This is a genomic window from Hydrogenophaga sp., from assembly GCF_050250835.1.
Taxonomy (GTDB): Bacteria; Pseudomonadota; Gammaproteobacteria; order Burkholderiales; family Burkholderiaceae_C; genus Hydrogenophaga.
On record NZ_JBFWNX010000016.1, the window covers coordinates 21,298 to 39,894 of the forward strand.

An 18,597-nucleotide genomic window follows, 5' to 3' on the forward strand; every position below is an offset into this window, starting at 1 on the left:
CTCCTTACTCCACCACGTCGCCGCGGCTCAGGTAGCGCGCGAGCGCCACGGTTGATGCAAACCCGAGCATGGCCACCAGCAGCGCGGCCTCGAAAAGCAAGCCGGTGTTCCAGCGCAGGCCGAACAACACGATGAGTGCCACCGCGTTGAGGTACAGCGTGTCCAGCGCGAGCAGGCGGTCGGTGACCTCAGGCCCCGCCAGCAGGCGCCAGCCACAGAACACCATGGCCAGGGTGACCGCTGCCAGCCCGATGTTCAACGCCATGTCGAGCACATTCATGGTCGGCTCCTTTCGGTGGGTGTCTGACCAAAGACGCGCATCAGGGGCGCCTCGTAGCGCTGCTTCATCTCTTCAATCATGGCTGGCGCATCGTCGCAGTTGAGTGCGTGAACCAGTATCAGGTGCCGGCGCTCGTCGACCACGCAGGACACGGTGCCCGGCGTGGTGGTGATGATGGTGGCGAACAGCGCATTGACCCGCGCATGGTCGCTGGCCAGTGGCACCGGCAGCCAGGCCGGTTGCAGGCGATTCATGGGCCCGAGCACAAGCCGCGCGACGGTGATGTTGGCCATCACGATGTCCCACAACACGACGCAGGTCAGCCGGAACGCAGCAAGCCAGTCGATGCGATCGGCCGGTGCCAGGACGGGGTGGAGCAGGCGCGGCACGATCAGAGCGATCAGCGCAGCAGAGAGCAGATGCACCGTCGCCAGACTGTGCGAGAGCGCGAGCCAGCTGGCGGCCAGCAGCAGCGAGAGCACGGGATGCGACAGCCAGCCGGCCTTTGGCCTTGCAGGCGTGGCGCTTTGAGGGGTCGGGGTCATCGGGGCGTCTCCTGTGTCGGGGCGGGTTCTGCCCGGCTGCCGTCAAAAGGCCGAGTGGTGGAGCGCCCTGCGGCATCGCTCCCCAGCACCGCCCGAACGTAGGCAGAGGTGTCGGCCAACTGGTTCGCGGCATCGTCGGTGTAACGCTTCACCGGCGCAGCCAGCACGGCCATGGCCAGGGTGATCACCATGAGCGCCCAGGTCGCGGTCAGCAGCTTGGGACTGGAACCCGAGCCTTGCGCGTCGGCGTGCTCTTCGGGCTGCACGTGCCAGAACACCACCACGCCGGCGCGCGCCAGGCCGACGATGGTGAAGAATCCGACCAGCAGGACCACGCTCCAGACCCAGGCCTGTGCCGGAAGGCCAGACGAACTCTTCAGCACCATCAACTTGCCCAGGAAACCTGGCAAGGGCGGCAGGCCCGCCGCCGAGGCTGCGCCAAAGATCATCATCACGCCCAGCAGCAGGGGCTCACGTACCGCCACGGCGGGTCGCAGTCGATCCTGGGCTTCGCCGCGCTGGGCGGCCATGAGCTCGACCAGCAGGAACAGACCTGCAATCACCACCGTGCTGTGCAACGTGTAGTACAGCGCCGCCGACAGCGTGGCTGGCGTGAAAAGGCCCACGCCAGCGAGGATGGTGCCAACGGAGGAAACCGTGAGGTAAGCCACCATGCGCCCCAGCGAATGAGCGGCCAGAGCGCCGAGCACGCCCAGCACACTGGTGGTCAATGCCAGCGGCAGCAGCCAGTCTTGTGCGGCCAGTGCAGCCTCGCCAGCTCCAGCGCCAAAAATTCCCCAGTGGACACGGATGATGCTGTACACACCCACTTTGGTCATGATGGCAAAGAGCGCCGCGACAGGCGCGCTTGCAGCCGCATAGGTGGCCGGCAGCCAGAAATAGAGCGGCACCATGGCGGCCTTCAGGCCGAACACCACCAACAGCACCAGCGCCGATGCCCGCGCGAGGAAAGCAGCATCCCCCTGCAACAGCGCCACGCGCTGTCCCAGGTCGGCCATGTTGAGCGTGCCCGTCACGGCGTAGAGCATCGCCACACCAATCAGGAACAGGCCGGAGGCCGCGAGGTTCAGCACCACGTAGTGGACACCCATGCGGAACCGCTCGCGCCCCTGTCCATGCACCAGCAGCACGTAAGAGGCGATGAGCAGAACCTCGAAGAACACGAACAGGTTGAACAGATCTCCTGTGAGGAAGGCCCCGCAAAGGCCCATGAGCTGGAACTGGAACAGCGCATGGAAATGGCGCCCGCGACAATCCCAGCCACCTGTGGCGTACCACAGTGCGGGCACCGCGACCAAGTAGGTCAGCAGCACCATCAGGGCAGACAGGCGATCAACCACCAGCACGATGCCGAACGGTGCCGGCCACTCCCCGAGCTGGTAGACCATCAATTCACCACTCGAGGCTTGCCAGACCAGGCCCGCCGCCATCACCGCACCGAGCAGCACAGAGGCCATGGCGAGCCAGCGGCGTCGGCGAACAGCCGCGCTCACATGTCCACTCGCCTGAGCAGAAGCGCCCGCCGGTTCACCGAGGAGCAACATGGCTATGGCGGTGAAGGTGGGCAACAGGACCGACAGCACGGGCGCGTGCTGCAGCCAGAAAGCCAGGACCATGTGGATCATCAGGCGCGACCTCCGTCACCGCGCGGCGCGGGCGTTGCGTCCTGTGCCTGGTAGCCGGGCGCGTGTCCGGGCTCGTGTCCATCCACATGATCGCTGCCACTCTCATGTCGGCTGCGCAGCGCCAGCTCGATCACAAATCCCGTGGTGGCGAAACCAATCACGATGGCGGTGAGCACCAGTGCCTGCGGCAGGGGATCGGCCACAGGCCCATCGCCCAGCAGGATGGGCTGGGCATTGGCCCACAACCTGCCCATGACGAAGATGAATACGTTGACCGCATAGCCGAACAAGGACAGGCCCAGAACGACCGTGAAGGTGCGACCACGCAACATCAGGTAGATGGCGCAGGCGGTCACAAGGCCGATGCCGCTGGCCAGCAGGAACTCCATGCTCAATGCCATGTTCATGATGCGACCTCAGCTTGTTTGACAGGTATGGCGACCTCCCGTGTGACCGAACCCAGCACCGAGATGGTGAGCAGCGTGGCACCGACCACGGTGAAGTAGACACCGAGGTCGAAGAGGGCCGCAGAGGCCAGGGGCAGGTCGCCGAGCAGCGGCACATGGGGATGGCCGTGTGCGCTGGTGAGAAATGGCCGACCCCAGAGGAATGCGCCCACGCCGGTCAGGCCGGCAATGCCCAGGCCCAGGCCGATCCAGCGCACGAACCTGCGGCCGTTCTGCGCGCGCAGCACCGACTCGGCTCGCGCCTGTCCCAGCGACATGAACTGCAATACCAGCGCCACCGCCGTGACGAGCCCTGCGATGAAGCCGCCCCCGGGCAGGTTGTGCCCACGCATGAAGATGTAGATGGAGAACACCAGCGCCAGTGGCAAGACCAGCGCGGCCGCCACGCGAAGCAACAGAGGTTGTGCGGCGAAGGTCCAGGCTCGCCCCTGCGGATCCGTCGGCGAACGGCGCGTGCGCATGCCTTCCATGAGGGCGAGCACGCCCACCGCCGCAATGCCCAGCACGGTGATCTCACCAAAGGTGTCGTAGCCCCGGAAGTCCACCAGGATCACATTGACCACATTGGTGCCCCCGCCCACCGGCAAGGACTTTTCCAGGAAGTACCAGGAAATCGACTCATGGTCTCGCGTCAGCAGGATCCAGGCGACCCAGGCGATGGCCGCACCACCCGCCAGCGCCAGCCCCGCATGGCTTGCGCGGCGCCAGGCGGGCGACTCCTTCGGCGACTGCTGTGGCAGCAGCGCCAGGCCCATCAGCAACAGCACGGTGGATACCACCTCCACCGAAAGTTGTGTCAGAGCGAGATCGGGCGCCGAAAGGCTCACAAAGCTCAAGGCCGTGACCAGCCCCACGACCCCGACGAGCACCACCGACTGGAACCGATGGCGGTGCGTGAGCGCCAGGGCAATGCAGGTGGTGAGCAACAGCAGCCAGACGGCCACGGCCAATGGCGAAGCGGGCAGCAGTTCGCGCGTCCCGGTGTCAATGCCCCGACCGACAAGCACCACCACGCCCAGGACCAGCGCGGTGCCCATCAGCCATCCCAGATAGTGCTGCAGCGAACCTGTCTCCAGTCGCACCGTCAGGCGGCCCGAGAGCGCAAACAGGCCGTCAATGCCGCCATCGAACAGGCGCCGCCCGGTGATCGGCCCGAACCAGCGTTCGGAACTGATTCGATGCAGCCACCGGCCGCGCGCGAGCCAGAAATAGAGCGCTGCACCCGCGATCAGCGCAATCACGCTCATGAGCAGCGGCAGGTTGAAGCCATGCCAGATGGCCAGGTGGTATTCGGGCAGCGCCTTGCCCGCCAGTGCGGTGGCAGCCACATGCACAAGCGGCCCGAAGGTCAGCGCGGGCAGCAGGCCGACCACGATGCACATCACCGCGAGCAGGATCGAGGGCAGCTTCATGCCCAGCGGAGGTTCGTGCGGGTGCGCATTGGGCACGTCGCCCAGCGGACCATTGAAGTACGTGTCGTGAACGAAGCGCACCGAGTAGGCCACGCTGCAGATGCTGCCCAGGGTCACCGCCACGGGCACCAGCCAGCCCCACAGGCCCGCCGTGCCCACCACCGCTTCCGTCAGGAACATTTCCTTCGACAGGAATCCATTGGTCAGGGGCACGCCGGCCATCGACGCGGCAGCCACCATGGACAGGGTGGCCATCCAGGGCATGAAGCGGTAGAGCCCGCCGAGCTGGCGCAGGTCGCGGGAGTGGGTCTCGTGGTCGACGATGCCCGCGATCATGAACAGCGAGGCCTTGAAGGTCGCGTGGTTGAGCACGTGAAAGACGGCGGCCACCGCCGCCAGCGGCGAGCCCAGACCCACCAGGAAGGTGACGAGGCCGAGGTGGCTGATCGTCGAGTAAGCCAGCAACGCCTTGAGGTCGTGCTTGAAGATGGCCACGAAGGCCGCGAACAGCATCGTCACCAGGCCGGTGGTGCTGACGATCACCTCGAACCAGCCCGATCCAGCCAGGACGGGGTAGAGCCGCATGAGCAGGAACACGCCGGCCTTGACCATGGTGGCCGAGTGGAGGTAGGCCGAGACTGGCGTGGGCGCGGCCATCGCGTCGGGCAGCCAGAAGTGAAACGGGAATTGCGCGCTCTTGGTGAAACAACCCAGAAGAATGAGCAAGAGCGCAGGGACGAACATGGGGTCAGCCTGGATCTGGGCAACCTGCCCCACCATGGCGCTGATCTCGTAGGTCCCTGCCATCTGCCCCAGCAGCACGAAACCACCCAGCATGGCCAGACCACCGCCGCCAGTGACCGCGAGCGCCTGACGGGCACCGCCACGCGCATCGGCGCGATGGCTCCAGTAGCCCACCAGCAGAAAGGACGACAGGCTCGTGAGCTCCCAGAACACGACCAGCAGCAGCACGTTGTCAGACAGCACGATGCCGAGCATGGCCGCCATGAACAGCATCATCTCGCTATAGAACTTCGCCACGGAGTCCTTGGCGTTCAGGTAGAAGTGCGCGTAGATGACAATGAGCAAGCCGATGAAAAGGATCAGCCCGGCGAACATCATCGAAAGACCATCGAGCCTGAAGACGAGATCCAGGCCAATCTCTGGCACCCAGCTCCAGTGATTCGTCACCACCTCGCCCGCCATCACCAAGGGCGCGAGTGACACCAGCAACGAAAGACTGGCCAGGGTCACCAGGCCTGCGGCGATCGCGGTGAGCGTTCGTGACCTCGTGCCCAGCCACATGGTGGATACGGTTCCCAGCAAGAGCGGTAGCAGGACGATGATCAGCAGCACGGGTCGTCTTTCAGGTTAGCCGTCGATTCTAAAAGCCACAAACCGTCACGCCGCTGACGGCGCTCGCTCACGGTTGCAAGCGCTCGGGTGCGGTGGACGCAGGCGCCCGCAAGGTCCAGGCCAGTGGCGAGCCCAGACCAACGACGGAGCCCACGATCCAGAACACCGCCCCGACGCCGACCAGCGCACCCGCCGAACCAAAGAGCAGAGGCATCACCACGCTGGAGCCGTTGATGGCCATGGCGCGCAGGCCCAGTGCTTCCCCGTGGCGGTGGTGCGGCGTCATCTGGTGCAGGGTGCTCATGATCATGGGTTGCACCGAGCCAAGCGCCAGCCCCAGCAAAACCGACAAGGCGCCCATGGCCCAGGCCGACTGCACCAGCGGATAGGCGGCGAACAGAGCGGCGGTGGCGAGCATGGCCGAGCCGATCACGACAGATTCGCGAAGCCGCGCGGCCAGCCAGGGCATGAGAAGGCGGATCGCGGTGGCGGCCAGCGCGAAAGCGCCAAGAATGGTGCCGATGACGGTGGCACTGAGGCCTCGCTCATGGCCCAGCACCGGAACCAGGAAGGTGTGCACATCCCAACACGAGGACAACATCCAGTTGATCGCCATCAAGGTCCTGAAGCCTTTGTCTCTCAACAGGTTCCACGATGAGCCACTGGCCTGCCGCAGATCGGGCGACACTGGCTCGTGCTCGACCGTGTGCCGCACCCAGAACCAGGCCATGGATGGCAGCAGCGCCAGCAACAGAAAGGCGGCGCGAAACCCGAAGGTGTCGATCATCACGCCAGCGACAAAGGGACCAAGGAAATTGGAGATGGAAGGACCGATGGCCATCCAGCTGAAGACCTGACGCAGCTCGGTGGGTCCGTTCGCGAGCCGACCCACGTGGCGCTGCAAGGCGATCATCGCCAGGCCCGTCGCCGCGCCGCAGGTGAGCGCGCTCAGGCACAGCACGGGAAACACGGGAAACGCCACCGCCAGCGCCGCGCCTGACGAGGCAATGCCCACTGAAATGGCCACTGGCTTGCGCAGGCCACGTCGGTCGGCGTAACGTCCGGCCGGCAGCGCCATGAAGACCGGCGCCAGCGCGAAGAGTGCCAGCAGCACGCCCACCGCCACCGGGCTGTACCCTTCGCGCAGCGCCAGGAGCGGCGCGGCAAGGCGAAAGCCGGTCATGCACGCGTGCAGGCTGATCTGGGCGGCGATCAGGCGCGCGAGGTCGATGCGCAGATTCGGGTTCAAGCGTCCGCGTTGTCGGTGGGGTCCAGCGGCAAGAGCGCGCTGGCCTGGTCTTGCGGAAGGGCCTCCACACTGCGCAAGGCGCGGCTCATCACATTGGTCCGCGTCTGTGCCTGGTCCAGCGTATTCAGGACGGTCTGCGTCTGGCTCTTCACGCGGGAAAGCACATCACCGAACTTGCCGAACTCGGTCTTGACCGCTCCCAGCACCTGCCAGACTTCGCTTGAGCGCTTCTCCAGCGCGAGCGTGCGAAAGCCCATCTGCAGCGAGTTCAGCATGGCCATGAGTGTGGTCGGCCCGGCCAGCGTGACGCGGTGTTCGCGTTGCAGCACTTCCATCAGGCCAGGACGGCGCAACACCTCGGCATACAAGCCTTCGGTCGGCAGGAAAAGAATGGCGAAATCGGTGGTGTGCGGCGGCTCCAGGTATTTGTCTGCCATGGACTTCGCCTCGAGGCGGATGCGCTGTTCCAGCCCACGTGCGGCCAACTCGGCGCCCTCGACGTCGGCGCGCTGTTGCGCATCGAGCAGGCGTTCGTAGTCCTCATTGGGAAACTTGGCGTCGATCGGCAACCAGCAGGGTGCGCCATCGTCGCCCCTTCCAGGCAGCTTGATGGCAAAGTCCACCGCGTTGCGGCTGCCGGGGCGTGTGGTCACCTGGGAGGCGTACTGGTCGGGCGCGAACACCTGTTCGAGCAAGGCGCCGAGCTGGGCTTCGCCGAACATGCCGCGCGTCTTCACGTTGGTCAGCAAGTGCTTGAGGTCGCCCACGCCTTGCGCCAGCGTCTGCATTTCTCCCAGCCCCTTGTGGACCTGCTCCAGGCGATCAGCCACCTGCTTGAAACTCTCGCCCAGGCGCGCCTGCAGCGTGCTCTGCAGCTTCTCGTCAACCGTGGCGCGCATCTCGTCGAGCTTGGCCGAGTTGCTCTGCTGGAGTTGCTGCAACTGCGCATCGAGCGTGGTGCGGATCTCGGCCAGGCGGCGGGCGTTGCCTTCGCTCATGTCCTGCAACTGCCGCGTGAGCGTGTCCCCCAGCGTCCCGCGCAACAGCACCAACTGCTGGGCAAAGGCGTCGAGCTGGGCGTTCTGCGTGCGCGTGGTTTCTGCGGACTGGCCAGTCAGGGTTTCCTGAAAGGTGGCCAACGTCTGCTGGATCTCCTGGCGGCCGCCGCGAGAGGACTCGCTGATCTCGCGACGCAGTTCGCTCTCCACCCGTTCCACGCGCTGGCCCTGCTGCTGCAGTTGCGCCAGCAGCTGCTGCTGGTGCGCCACCGCTTCGACATCCGTCGGCGGGCGGCGCAGCAACAGCCAGCCCACCAGCAGCAGGTTCACCAACAGCAGGATCAGCAGCGCCCAGGGAAGGAGGTCGGCCATCATCCAGCGTGCTTCAGGCCACGGTGTTGATGGGCGTGACGGCGCGCCCGGTGGTGAGGAAGGCAATCACGTTGTCCGCCGCCAGGTTGGCCATGGCCTTGCGGGTGGCGATGGTGGCGCTGGCGATGTGCGGCGTGAGCACGACGTTGGGCACCGTGAGCAGGTCCGGATGCACTTTGGGCTCGCCCTCGTACACATCCAGCCCCGCGGCGGCGATGCGCTTCTCGCGCAATGCCACCGCCAGCGCCGCGTCGTCCACGATGCCGCCACGCGCGATGTTGACCAGCGTCGCCGTGGGCTTCATCTGCGCGATTTCGGCCGCGCCAATGGCGTGGTGCGATTCGGCGCTGTATGGCAGCACAAGGATGAGGTGGTCCGCCGAGCTGAGCAGTTCGGCCTTGTCCACGTAACGGGCCTTGCATTCGGCCTCGGTCGCGGCATCGAGCCGGGAACGGTTGTGGTAGATCACCTTCATGCCAAAACCATGAGCGCCGCGCCGTGCGATCGCCTGACCGATGCGACCCATGCCCAGAATGCCCAGGGTGCTGCCGTGGACCTCGGCACCGGCGAACAGGTCCAGGCGCCACTGGTTCCATTGACCGGCCCGCAGAAAATGCTCGCTCTCGCTGATGCGTCGCGCCGTCGCCATCAGCAGTGCAAACCCGAAATCTGCGGTGGTCTCGGTCAACACGTCGGGCGTGTTGGTGGCCAGCACGCCGGCCGCGGTCATGGCGGGCACGTCGAAATTGTTGTATCCCACCGCGATGTTGGCAACGATCTTCAGTTGGGGGCAAGCCGCCAGCAGCGCTGCGTCCACACGCTCGCTGCCAGTCGTGAGCACACCCTTCTTGCCCTGCAGTCGCGCAGCCAGTTCCGCGGGAGACCACACGGCATCTTCGTCGTTGGTCTGCACGTCAAAGTGTTCCCGCAAGCGCTCCACGACTTCCGGGAACACTGAGCGCGAGACCAGCACCGACGCCCGGCTTGAAACGCTCGACATGGCGCTCAGACCGCCAGCAGGTCGACTTCGAACAGCAGTGTCGCGTTGGGTGGGATCACGCCGCCCGCACCGCGCGCGCCATAGCCCAGCGCAGCGGGAATCACGAGCCGGCGCGTGCCGCCCACGGCCATGCCCTGCACGCCTTCGTCCCAACCCTTGATGACGTGGCCCGCACCGAGCGGGAATTCGAAAGGCTGTCCACGGTCCTTGCTGGAATCAAACTTGGCGCCTTGCACGCCGTCGTTGTAGAGCCAGCCGGTGTAGTGAACCTGCACAGGGCGACCGGCCTGGGCGGTCTCGCCGTTGCCGACCACGGTGTCTTCGTATTGCAGGCCGCTGGGGGTGGTGATCATGGGAATCTCCTGGTTGTCGTGAATGTGAAGCGCTCGATTATTCCAGCCAAGTCGTGAAAGAAGCGGCCGGCTCGCGCGGTGTGTAGAAGCCGTTGACCACATGGTCGGGGTCGGCATAGCCCAGCGACATGCCGCAGACCAGCATCTCGTTTTCGCCCGCGCCGACGTGCGGAAGAATGATGCGGGCAAAGCCGTTCCAGGCCGCTTGCGGGCACGTGTGCAAACCGTGGCCGCGCGCGGCCACCATGAGGTTCTGCATGAACATGCCGTAGTCCACCAGCGAACCCCGCCCCATCACGCGGTCCAGCGTGAACATGAGGCCCACAGGCGCATCGAAGAAACGAAAATTGCGCTGGTGCTGCGCGTGCATCTTGTCCTTGTCGCCCTTGGTGATGCCCAGCAGACCGTAGAGTCCCCAGCCGTTCTCGCGACGCCGGTCGATGAAGGGGCTGACCCACTTCTCGGGGTAGTAGTCGTAGGCTTCCTTGTACTGCTCGGCCAGAGACGGATCGGCACGCAGCGCGTCGTGCGCGGCGCAGACCTTCCCCACCAGCGCGTCGCGGCTGGCGCCCTGCAGTACGTAAACCTTCCAGGGCTGCGTGTTGGTGCCAGAGGGCGCACGACTGGCCAGGGTCAGCAGGTGTTCGATCGTCGCGCGCGGCACAGGTTTGGGCAAAAAAGCCCGCACGGACATGCGGCTGGTGATCGCTGCATCGACGCTGGCGCCGTCGATGGCCGCTGCGGCAGCCTGGGGGTTGAGGGTCATCGAAGGGTCTCCAGGGTGCGTTTGAGGGATTCAGGAAGCGGCACAGGACGCCGGGTATCGCGGTCCACATAGACATGCACGAAGTGCCCGCACGCGGCGGCCAGGTCCGCGCCATCGGCGAACAGGCCCACCTCGTAGCGGACGCTGGAGCTGCCCAGGTGCGCCACGCGCAGACCCGCCCACACGGCTTGCGGAAACGCCAGCGGCGCGAAGTAGTTGCACTGCGTCTCGATCACGAGGCCAATCACCGGGCCAGCGTGGATGTCCAGCGCGCCCTGCTCAATCAAATAGGCGTTGACGGCCGTGTCGAACCAGCTGTAGTACACCACGTTGTTCACGTGGCCGTAGACATCGTTGTCGCTCCAGCGCGTGCCGATCGGTCGGAACGCACGATAGGCGCTGCGCGGCAGGGCTTGCGGACGCTCGGAAGGTGAACGGGTAACGGTATTCATGCCGCGGCATTGTGCCAGCGGCCGACATACGCCAGCGCCGTGCGGTAGGTGTTGATCTGCACCTGCACCGTGGCTTCGAGGTCGATGCCATAGCCGCCGCCCATGGCAAAGGCCAGTGGCACCCGCCGCCGCCAGGCCCAATCCATCACCCTGCGGTCGCGCGCTTCAAGCCCATCAAAGCTCAGCTTGAGACGGCCGAGGCGGTCGCCTTCGTGCGGGTCAGCACCCGCCAGGTAGAGCACCAGGCCAGGCTCGAACCGTCGATCGAGCTCACCCAGCGCGAGCTCCAGCGCTTCAAGGTATTCGGAGTCGGCGCAGCCGTCTGGCAATTCCACGTCCAGATCGCTCGGCTCCTTGCGAAACGGAAAATTCTTAGCGCCGTGCAGGGAGAGCGTGAACACCGTCGGGTCACCGGCGAAGATGCGCGCCGTGCCATTGCCCTGATGCACGTCGAGGTCGATGATGGCCACCTGCAATGGTCCGAGCGCGCGATGCCTGCGGGCGTGTTCGGCCTGCATCAGCCGCGCCGCCACGGCCAGGTCGTTGAACACACAGAATCCGCTGCCTTTGTCCGGGTAGGCATGGTGCGTGCCCCCAGCCAGATTGGCCGCCAGGCCCGCGCCGCCCATGGCACTGCGACAGGCCTGCAGGGTGGCGCCCACCGATCGCCTGGCTCGCTCGGCCATGGCTGGGCTCCAGGGAAAACCAATCTCTCGTTGCGCTGCGGCGGACAAGGTGCCAGAACCAACGGCCTCGATGTAGGCCGGCGTGTGCACCAGGGCCAGTTCGCCATCGCTGGCCGGCAGTGCCTGGTCCAGTTGCACCTCCGGCAGTTCGGCGGAAAGTCTTTCGCGCAGGCGGGCGTACTTGGCCATCGGAAAGCGATGGCCGCTTGGCAAGGGAAGGACGAAGTGGTCGGCGTAGAAAGCTTGCACAAGATGGAGCCGAAGCGGGCCGACGATGAAGGTCGCTGATTGTGTCCGCCAGACGAATCCGCAGCGCTGCCAGCGGTTTCTAGAACCGGCCCTCTAGAATGTTGCAATGCAGCAAAAAAGGCTTGCGCGATCGTTTCGCCTCTCTATAATCGAGCCCATGTTGCAGTGCAGCAAAGCGAACGAGAACAACAGCGTCAAAGACAGCGCGGTGTTCCGAGCAGCCCTCAACTAAGCCCTCTATTTTTTGACAACTCCAGGAGTATGAATATGTTGACCGCTGAACAAATCGTTGCCGCCCAGAAAGCCAACATCGAAACCATTTTCGGCCTGACCCAGAAAGCCTTCGAAGGCATGGAAAAGCTGGTCGAGCTGAATGTGCAAGCCACCAAGGCCGCCCTGTCCGAATCCGCCAACAGCGCCCAGGCCCTGCTGAGCGTGAAGGACGCTCAGGAACTGCTGACGCTGCAAGCCAACCTGATGCAGCCGCTGGCCGAGAAGACCGTGGCCTACAGCCGTCATCTGTACGACATCGCTTCGGGCACCGGCGCTGAGTTCGCCAAGGCCGCCGAAGCACAAGGCAGCGACACCCAGAAGAAGTTCCTGGCTGTCGTGGACAACGCCGCCAAGAACGCTCCCGCCGGTTCCGAAACCGCCGTGGCCGTGATGAAGAGCGCCGTGTCTGCCGCCAACAACGCCATGGAATCGGTGCAGAAGGCCGTCAAGCAAGCCACCGAAATGGCCGAGGCCAACTTCAATACCGTGACCGCTTCCGCCGTGAACGCCACGAAGTCGGCCGCCAAGAAGCGCTGAACATCGCTGCGAGGGCGCCGTTGATCGGCTCACCGGTCACGCGCCCCGGCACCCCCTCTAGGATCAAACTGGTTTTTCTGGTTGTCTCCTCGGGTCCTTTTCGAAATTCGATTTCATCGGACCCCTTAAGCCCTCACTGCGAAGTGAGGGCTTTTTTTCTGGCCAGCTGGGTGCGCAGCATCGGCAGCGCCGCCTGCATCGCCGCTCGCCCTGCCTCGATGGAGCGCTTGCGAGAAGCGAAGTCCGCGCTGCCCACGCCCGCCAGCGCAGGGCGCACCACCACATCAGCGCCGGCCAGTTCATGGCGATTGATGCTCTGCCCCATGATCGCAAAGGTCTGCAGCAACACTTGCAGGCTGCCAGCGGCGGAGTTGCCTTCGGGCGAACTGGAAATGTCCACCGCCAGCACCACCTCGGCACCCATGTCGCGCGCCTGGCGCACCGGGACCGGGGCCACCAGGCCCCCGTCGAGGTACTCGCGGCCGGCAATGGCCACCGGGGCGAACACGCCGGGCACCGCGCTGGAAGCGCGCACTGCCTGCGCGGCGTCGCCCCGCCGGAACAGCACACCCTGCCCGTTCGACAGGTCGGTCGCCAACACACCCAGCGGCAGGCTCATGTTCTCCAGCAGCTTGCCGTCCACCTCTTTGCGCACGTAGCGCGTCAGCGCTTCACCGCGCAGGAGGCCGCGACCCATGATGGGCAAGGCCCAATCGGTCAAGGCCGCTTCTTCCATGCTCAGCGCCGCCGCTTCCAGTTGCGCCGCACTCTTGCCGCTGGCGTAAAGCGCAGCCACCAGACTGCCCGCCGAAGTGCCCACCACCAGATCGGGACGGATGCCGTGCTGCTCCAGCACCTGGATCACGCCCACGTGCGCAAAACCGCGCGCCGCGCCGCCGCCCAGCGCCAGGCCCAGTCGCGGCGCTCGGGTGGCGACCTCGGGGGGCGTCGGCACGGTTGTGACAACGGGCTCCTCAGGCAGGCGCGGCGGTGACGTGGAACAACCTGCCAGCACCATCACCACCACCAGCAGGCCACTGGAGATCAGGGTCTTATTAAGAACCATTCGCGTTTCTGTTAGCATCTTGGACCGGATTATCCCCTTCTGTGTTGACGCAATCCCGGGCTTTCGAATCCCGACGCAGCTCCCACCTTCCATCAAAAAACAGGACCGTCATGACCACGTTCTTCCCTAAGCTTTCGATTCTGGCCATTGCCACCGCCGCCACGCTGGGCGTTCAAGCGCAAGCGCAGGACAAGGTGCTCAACCTTTATTCGGCGCGCCACTACCAGACCGACGAGGTGATGTACGACACGTTCACCAGAACCACGGGCATCAAGATCAACCGCGTGGACGCGGACGACGCGGGCATCGTGGCGCGGTTGCGCGCCGAAGGTGCCGCCTCTCCTGCCGATGTGATCATGCTGGTCGACGCCGCACGCCTGGCCACCGCCGACGCCCAGGGCCTGTTCCAGCCCATCAAGTCGGCCAAGCTCGATGCCGCCATCCCCGCCAACCTGCGCGCCACCGCCACCGCCGACGGCGTGACCTGGACGGGCTTTTCGACCCGCGCCCGCGTGATCGTGTACGACCCGGCCCGCGTGAAGGCCGAGGACGTGTCCACCTACGAGCAGTTGGCCGACCCCAAGCTCAAGGGCATGGTCTGCACGCGTTCGGGCTCGCACCCATACAACCTTTCGCTGTTCTCCACCGTGGTCGAGCGCCTGGGTGACCAAAAAGGGGAAGCCTGGCTCAAGGGCGTGGTGAGCAACATGGCGCGCGCACCCAAGGGCGGCGACACCGACCAGATCAAGGGCGTGGCCTCTGGCGAATGCGGCGTCGCGCTCACCAACACCTACTATGTGGCCCGCCTGATCAAGTCCACCAAGCCGGAAGACAAGGCGGTGATGGACAAGGTGCGTGTGTCGTTTCCCAACCAGGGCACCAGCGGCACCCACGTGAACATTGCTGGCGCCGGTGTGGCCAAACATGCCAAGAACCGCGACAACGCCATCCTGTTCATGGAGTTCCTCGCCAGCCCCTACGCGCAGGACTACTTTGCCAACGGCAACAACGAGTTCCCCACCGTCAAGGGCCTGAAGATCGACAACCCCGCCATCAAGGCCATGGGCGGCGACAACTTCAAGGCCGAGACCGTGCCCCTGGGCGTGGTGGCCAAGAACATGACAAAGGTTCAGCAGATGCTGGATCGCGCCGGGTACAAGTAAGTACACCCCTGCCGCGCTTCGCGCGACCCCCTCAAGGGGGCGATGCCTGTGGCCTGGCAAAGCCAGTTCCACGGCATCTCTGGATGACCAAGGCCCGCTGTTGCGGGCCTTGGTTTTTGCGTCTCAATAGACTTGCGGTACGTGGATTTCGCCGGGCACCTGGTGGCGGCGGTAGCCTTCGTGGCGCACACGTTCAGGCAAGGTGATGGTCGCTTTTTCCACTTCGCCGTAAGGCATCTGCTGAAGCAGGTGGTGGATGCAATTCAGCCTGGCCTTTTTCTTGTCGTCGGCCTGCACCACCCACCAGGGTGATTCGGGGATGTGGGTGCGCTCCAGCATCACTTCCTTGGCCTGGGTATAGAGCTCCCAGCGGCGCCGGCTTTCCAGGTCCATGGGGCTGAGCTTCCATTGTTTGAGCGGGTCGTGGATACGGCCCAGGAAACGCAGGTGTTGCTCTTCGTCCGAGATGGAGAACCAGTACTTGACGAGCTGGATGCCTGAGCGCACCAGCATGCGTTCGAACTCGGGCACGGAGCGGAAAAACTCCTCGTATTGCTCATCGGTGCAGAAGCCCATGACGCGTTCAACGCCGGCGCGGTTGTACCAGCTGCGATCGAACAGCACCATTTCGCCGGCCGCTGGCAAGTGCGCGGCGTAACGCTGGAAATACCACTGCGTGCGCTCGCGGTCGTTGGGTGCCGGCAGCGCGGCCACGCGGCACACGCGTGGGTTCAGGCGCTGGGTGATGCGCTTGATGGCGCCGCCTTTGCCTGCCGCGTCCCGCCCCTCGAACAGAATCACCACTTTGTGCCCGGTCGCCACCACCCAGTCCTGCAGCTTCACCAGCTCAGCCTGCAGGCGGAACAGCTCACGGAAATAGACGCGGCGCGCCTCCTTCTGCTGCGCGGCGTCGGTCGCATCGGTCTCACGGTCCTCCAGTTCCATCTCGAGCTCTTCGTCGAAACCGTCCATCAGGTCGGCGTGGATGCGGCGCATCTGGTCGTCTGCGTTGTCGAGCATGGCAAGTCCAGATTGAAGACAAAGCGATCAGGCTAGGGGGCTCTTGTGACAGCCATGTGACGCGCGCGTGTCGCATAATTCGCGCTGAATTGACGTTTACGTCAACGTCATATCTATCCCCCTCTCAATGGAGTACCTCATGGACATTCAAGGCAAGGTTTTCATCGTCACCGGCGGCGCATCGGGTCTGGGCGAAGGCACGGCACGCATGCTCGCGGCCAAGGGCGGCATCGTCGTGGTGGCCGACATGCAGGTCGAGAAAGGCGAAGCCGTGGCCAGGGACATCGGCGGCGCTTTCGTGAAGTGCGACGTGAGCAGCGAGGCCAATGGCCAGGCCGTGGTGGCCAAGGCGGTTTCCATGGGCAAGCTCATGGGCCTGGTGAACTGCGCGGGCATTGCGCCGGCCGAGAAGACCGTGGGCAAGAACGGCGCTCACAACCTGGGCGTGTACACCAAGACCATCATGGTCAACCTGGTGGGCAGCTTCAACATGATCCGCCTGGCCGCCGAAGCCATGAGCAAGAACGAGCCCGAGGCCACGGGCGAGCGCGGCGTGATGATCTCCACCGCCAGCGTGGCGGCCTATGACGGCCAGATCGGCCAGGCCGCTTACGCCGCTTCCAAGGGCGGCATCGTCGGCATGACGCTGCCGATTGCGCGCGACCTGTCGCGCAACGGCATCCGCAACATGACGATTGCGCCGGGCATCTTCGGTACGCCCATGCTGTTCGGCATGCCCAAGGAGGTGCAGGACGCACTGGCGGCTGGCGTGCCCTTCCCCAGCCGCCTGGGCACGCCGCAGGACTACGCCAGACTGGCCCAGCACATTTTCGAGAATGACATGCTGAATGGCGAGGTGATCCGCCTCGATGGCGCGATTCGCCTGGCTCCGAAGTAAGCATGCCAACGACATGAAGCGACTGGCTGCGATCGCTTGGCTGGTGTTGCTGGGCGCCTGTGCGCCGACGCTTCCGCCGCCTGCGCAGCCAGAAGCTTCGTCTGGCCTCACCGCCAAACCCGGCTGGACCTTCCAGCGCCAGGCCGTGGCTGCGGCCAACCCGCTGGCCACCGAGGCAGGCGCCCGCATCTTGCGTGAAGGAGGCAGCGCGGTGGATGCCGCCATCGCGGTGCAGATGGTGTTGACGCTCGTCGAGCCACAATCCAGCGGCATCGGCGGCGGTGCCTTTCTGTTGCACTTCGACGGCCGGCGCGTTCAGGCTTTCGATGGCCGAGAGACGGCGCCGGCTGGCGCTTCCGAATCGATGTTCCTGGATGCGCAAGGCCAGCCGCTGCCGTTCAATACGGCGGTCACCAGCGGACGGTCGGTGGGCGTGCCAGGAACGGTCCTGATGCTGGCGCTGGCGCATCGCCAGCATGGGCGCCTGCCCTGGGTGCGGCTGTTCCAGCCCGCCATTGAACTCGCAGAACAGGGCTTTCCGGTGAGCGCTCGTCTGCACGCCTTGCTCACGGCCGACCCAGCGCTGCGCGAAGACGCCGCAGCGCGCGCCCTCTTCTACCGCGCCGATGGTTCAGCGCATCCAGCGGGCCACTTGCTGCGCAACCCGGAGCTCGCGCAGGTGCTGCGCAACGTCGCAACGATCGGCCCCATCGCCCTGCATGAAGGCCCGGTGGCGCAAGCCATCGTGGCCGCCGTGCAGCGCCCGCCACTGCCCGGCGCCCTGAGTGCCGAAGACCTGAAACGCTACCAGCCCAGGGAGCGCGAAGCCCTGTGCCACGACCATCAGGCGGGCGGCCGCGCGCTGCGCATTTGCGGCTTCCCGCCGCCGAGTTCGGGTGGCCTCGCAGTCGGTCAGATCCTTGGCCTGCTGGCCCGCTCACCGCAGGCCACAGCACCGCTGCAGGCCGGTCTGCCATCGGCAAACTGGCTGCACGCCTACACAGAAGCCTCCCGGCTGGCATTCGCCGATCGGGCCCGTTATGTGGCAGACCCCGATTTCATCATCGCACCGGGTGGCCGCTGGGACAGCCTGCTTGAACCGCGCTATCTGGACGAGCGCGCGCGGCTCATGGGTCCGGGCCGTGCCGAGCAGATGCCGGCCGGCGAGCCGGCTGGTCAGCGGGTGTCATACGCCCCCATGCCCGCGCAACCCGAATACGGCACCAGCCACATCAGCATCGTCGATGCCCAGGGGCGTGCGGTGGCCATGACCACCACCATCGAAGCGGGCTTTGGCGCTCGCCGCATGGTGACCACGGATCCCTCGCGGCCCGGCGGCTTCCTGCTCAACAACCAGCTCACCGACTTCAGCTTCACGCCACGCGGCGCCGGCGGCCTGCCCGTGGCCAACCGGGTCGAACCCGGCAAGCGGCCCCGCTCCTCCATGGCACCCACGCTGGTGTTCGACCGCGCCAGCGGCGAGCTGCTCATGAGCACCGGCAGCCCGGGTGGTGCGCTCATCATCCACTACACGGCCAAGGCCTTGCACGGCGTATTGCAGTGGGGCCTGCACCCGCAGGCTGCGCTGGATCTGCCGAACTTCGGCAGCCTGGGTGGACCGCTGCTGCTGGAGCAAATGAGGTTTCCCGCCACCACCGCACAAGCCCTGCAGGCGCTGGGGCACCAGGTGCTTCAGATCGAGATGACCAGCGGCGCGCAGGCACTAGTGCGCCGGCAAGGACGGTGGCTGGGGGGCGCCGATCCGCGACGCGAAGGCATCGTCGCCGGAGACTAGGCTGGTTCAGAATA

Annotated in this window: 18 protein-coding genes; 4 read left to right on the forward strand and 14 right to left on the reverse strand. The window is 65.4% G+C overall.

Annotated features, from left to right (window positions below; all coding sequences use genetic code 11):
* Positions 1 to 4 precede the first annotated feature (4 nt).
* From AB7F11_RS17570 to AB7F11_RS17625, 12 genes are all read right to left on the reverse strand, one after another.
* Complete coding sequence (locus AB7F11_RS17570) at positions 5 to 280, reverse strand: K+/H+ antiporter subunit F (protein ID WP_428289637.1); 276 nt, start codon at positions 278 to 280, stop codon at positions 5 to 7.
* Positions 277 to 825: a Na+/H+ antiporter subunit E gene (locus tag AB7F11_RS17575; RefSeq protein WP_428289636.1), complete on the reverse strand. Its 549-nt coding sequence runs from the start codon at positions 823 to 825 to the stop codon at positions 277 to 279. Before AB7F11_RS17575 ends, AB7F11_RS17570 begins: the two co-directional genes overlap by 4 nt.
* Positions 822 to 2,471 carry a monovalent cation/H+ antiporter subunit D gene (locus AB7F11_RS17580; RefSeq protein WP_428289635.1) on the reverse strand — a complete coding sequence of 550 codons (1,650 nt, stop codon included), beginning with the start codon at positions 2,469 to 2,471 and terminating at the stop codon, positions 822 to 824. Before AB7F11_RS17580 ends, AB7F11_RS17575 begins: the two co-directional genes overlap by 4 nt.
* Positions 2,471 to 2,860, reverse strand: a complete 390-nt coding sequence (locus AB7F11_RS17585) for a Na+/H+ antiporter subunit C (RefSeq protein WP_428289663.1) — start codon at positions 2,858 to 2,860, stop codon at positions 2,471 to 2,473. The genes AB7F11_RS17580 and AB7F11_RS17585 overlap by 1 nt, the downstream gene beginning before the upstream one ends.
* Positions 2,861 to 2,874: 14 nt before the next feature.
* Positions 2,875 to 5,706, reverse strand: coding sequence for a monovalent cation/H+ antiporter subunit A (locus tag AB7F11_RS17590; protein ID WP_428289634.1), 2,832 nt, complete (start codon positions 5,704 to 5,706; stop codon positions 2,875 to 2,877).
* Between the two features lie 67 nt (positions 5,707 to 5,773).
* Entirely contained in the window at positions 5,774 to 6,955 is a 1,182-nt protein-coding gene (locus tag AB7F11_RS17595; RefSeq protein ID WP_428289633.1) for an MFS transporter, read from the reverse strand.
* Entirely contained in the window at positions 6,952 to 8,328 is a 1,377-nt protein-coding gene (locus AB7F11_RS17600) for a DNA recombination protein RmuC (RefSeq protein ID WP_428289632.1), read from the reverse strand. The genes AB7F11_RS17595 and AB7F11_RS17600 overlap by 4 nt, the downstream gene beginning before the upstream one ends.
* Positions 8,329 to 8,338: 10 nt before the next feature.
* Positions 8,339 to 9,325 carry a 2-hydroxyacid dehydrogenase gene (locus tag AB7F11_RS17605; RefSeq protein ID WP_428289631.1) on the reverse strand — a complete coding sequence of 329 codons (987 nt, stop codon included), beginning with the start codon at positions 9,323 to 9,325 and terminating at the stop codon, positions 8,339 to 8,341.
* A gap of 5 nt (positions 9,326 to 9,330) precedes the next feature.
* Positions 9,331 to 9,678 carry an FKBP-type peptidyl-prolyl cis-trans isomerase gene (locus AB7F11_RS17610; protein ID WP_428289630.1) on the reverse strand — a complete coding sequence of 116 codons (348 nt, stop codon included), beginning with the start codon at positions 9,676 to 9,678 and terminating at the stop codon, positions 9,331 to 9,333.
* Between the two features lie 37 nt (positions 9,679 to 9,715).
* Positions 9,716 to 10,444 carry a nitroreductase gene (locus AB7F11_RS17615; protein ID WP_428289629.1) on the reverse strand — a complete coding sequence of 243 codons (729 nt, stop codon included), beginning with the start codon at positions 10,442 to 10,444 and terminating at the stop codon, positions 9,716 to 9,718.
* A complete protein-coding gene (locus AB7F11_RS17620; protein ID WP_428289628.1) occupies positions 10,441 to 10,896 on the reverse strand; it encodes an acyl-CoA thioesterase in 456 nt (151 codons plus the stop codon). Before AB7F11_RS17620 ends, AB7F11_RS17615 begins: the two co-directional genes overlap by 4 nt.
* On the reverse strand, positions 10,893 to 11,831 hold the full coding sequence (locus tag AB7F11_RS17625) for a histone deacetylase family protein (protein WP_428289627.1): 939 nt from the start codon (positions 11,829 to 11,831) through the stop codon (positions 10,893 to 10,895). Before AB7F11_RS17625 ends, AB7F11_RS17620 begins: the two co-directional genes overlap by 4 nt.
* Positions 11,832 to 12,098: 267 nt before the next feature.
* Between AB7F11_RS17625 and AB7F11_RS17630 the strand changes: the two genes are divergently transcribed.
* Positions 12,099 to 12,641, forward strand: coding sequence for a phasin family protein (locus AB7F11_RS17630; protein ID WP_428289626.1), 543 nt, complete (start codon positions 12,099 to 12,101; stop codon positions 12,639 to 12,641).
* Positions 12,642 to 12,774: 133 nt separating this feature from the next.
* On the opposite strand, the gene AB7F11_RS17635 is transcribed toward AB7F11_RS17630, so the two are convergent.
* Positions 12,775 to 13,707: a patatin-like phospholipase family protein gene (locus tag AB7F11_RS17635; RefSeq protein WP_428289625.1), complete on the reverse strand. Its 933-nt coding sequence runs from the start codon at positions 13,705 to 13,707 to the stop codon at positions 12,775 to 12,777.
* Positions 13,708 to 13,817: 110 nt separating this feature from the next.
* Between AB7F11_RS17635 and AB7F11_RS17640 the strand changes: the two genes are divergently transcribed.
* Positions 13,818 to 14,870: an extracellular solute-binding protein gene (locus tag AB7F11_RS17640; RefSeq protein ID WP_428289624.1), complete on the forward strand. Its 1,053-nt coding sequence runs from the start codon at positions 13,818 to 13,820 to the stop codon at positions 14,868 to 14,870.
* Between the two features lie 123 nt (positions 14,871 to 14,993).
* Here AB7F11_RS17640 and ppk2 read toward each other — a convergent pair whose 3' ends face one another.
* On the reverse strand, positions 14,994 to 15,890 hold the full coding sequence (gene ppk2 / locus AB7F11_RS17645; RefSeq protein ID WP_428289623.1) for a polyphosphate kinase 2: 897 nt from the start codon (positions 15,888 to 15,890) through the stop codon (positions 14,994 to 14,996).
* A 139-nt stretch (positions 15,891 to 16,029) separates the two neighbouring features.
* On the opposite strand from ppk2, the gene AB7F11_RS17650 reads away from it, so the two are divergent.
* A complete protein-coding gene (locus tag AB7F11_RS17650; protein ID WP_428289622.1) occupies positions 16,030 to 16,788 on the forward strand; it encodes a 3-hydroxyacyl-CoA dehydrogenase in 759 nt (252 codons plus the stop codon).
* Positions 16,789 to 16,801: 13 nt separating this feature from the next.
* Positions 16,802 to 18,583 carry a gamma-glutamyltransferase family protein gene (locus AB7F11_RS17655; protein ID WP_428289621.1) on the forward strand — a complete coding sequence of 594 codons (1,782 nt, stop codon included), beginning with the start codon at positions 16,802 to 16,804 and terminating at the stop codon, positions 18,581 to 18,583.
* Positions 18,584 to 18,597: the final 14 nt, after the last annotated feature.

Coding starts and splice junctions, on each gene's coding strand:
- AB7F11_RS17570 (WP_428289637.1), bottom strand. CDS start 280: ATGAATGTGCTCGACATGGCGTTGAACATCGGGCTGGCAGCGGTCACC.
- AB7F11_RS17575 (WP_428289636.1), bottom strand. CDS start 825: ATGACCCCGACCCCTCAAAGCGCCACGCCTGCAAGGCCAAAGGCCGGC.
- AB7F11_RS17580 (WP_428289635.1), bottom strand. CDS start 2,471: ATGATCCACATGGTCCTGGCTTTCTGGCTGCAGCACGCGCCCGTGCTG.
- AB7F11_RS17585 (WP_428289663.1), bottom strand. CDS start 2,860: ATGGAGTTCCTGCTGGCCAGCGGCATCGGCCTTGTGACCGCCTGCGCC.
- AB7F11_RS17600 (WP_428289632.1), bottom strand. CDS start 8,328: ATGATGGCCGACCTCCTTCCCTGGGCGCTGCTGATCCTGCTGTTGGTG.
- AB7F11_RS17605 (WP_428289631.1), bottom strand. CDS start 9,325: ATGTCGAGCGTTTCAAGCCGGGCGTCGGTGCTGGTCTCGCGCTCAGTG.
- AB7F11_RS17610 (WP_428289630.1), bottom strand. CDS start 9,678: ATGATCACCACCCCCAGCGGCCTGCAATACGAAGACACCGTGGTCGGC.
- AB7F11_RS17615 (WP_428289629.1), bottom strand. CDS start 10,444: ATGACCCTCAACCCCCAGGCTGCCGCAGCGGCCATCGACGGCGCCAGC.
- AB7F11_RS17620 (WP_428289628.1), bottom strand. CDS start 10,896: ATGAATACCGTTACCCGTTCACCTTCCGAGCGTCCGCAAGCCCTGCCG.
- AB7F11_RS17630 (WP_428289626.1), top strand. CDS start 12,099: ATGTTGACCGCTGAACAAATCGTTGCCGCCCAGAAAGCCAACATCGAA.
- AB7F11_RS17635 (WP_428289625.1), bottom strand. CDS start 13,707: ATGGTTCTTAATAAGACCCTGATCTCCAGTGGCCTGCTGGTGGTGGTG.
- AB7F11_RS17640 (WP_428289624.1), top strand. CDS start 13,818: ATGACCACGTTCTTCCCTAAGCTTTCGATTCTGGCCATTGCCACCGCC.
- ppk2 (WP_428289623.1), bottom strand. CDS start 15,890: ATGCTCGACAACGCAGACGACCAGATGCGCCGCATCCACGCCGACCTG.
- AB7F11_RS17650 (WP_428289622.1), top strand. CDS start 16,030: ATGGACATTCAAGGCAAGGTTTTCATCGTCACCGGCGGCGCATCGGGT.
- AB7F11_RS17655 (WP_428289621.1), top strand. CDS start 16,802: ATGAAGCGACTGGCTGCGATCGCTTGGCTGGTGTTGCTGGGCGCCTGT.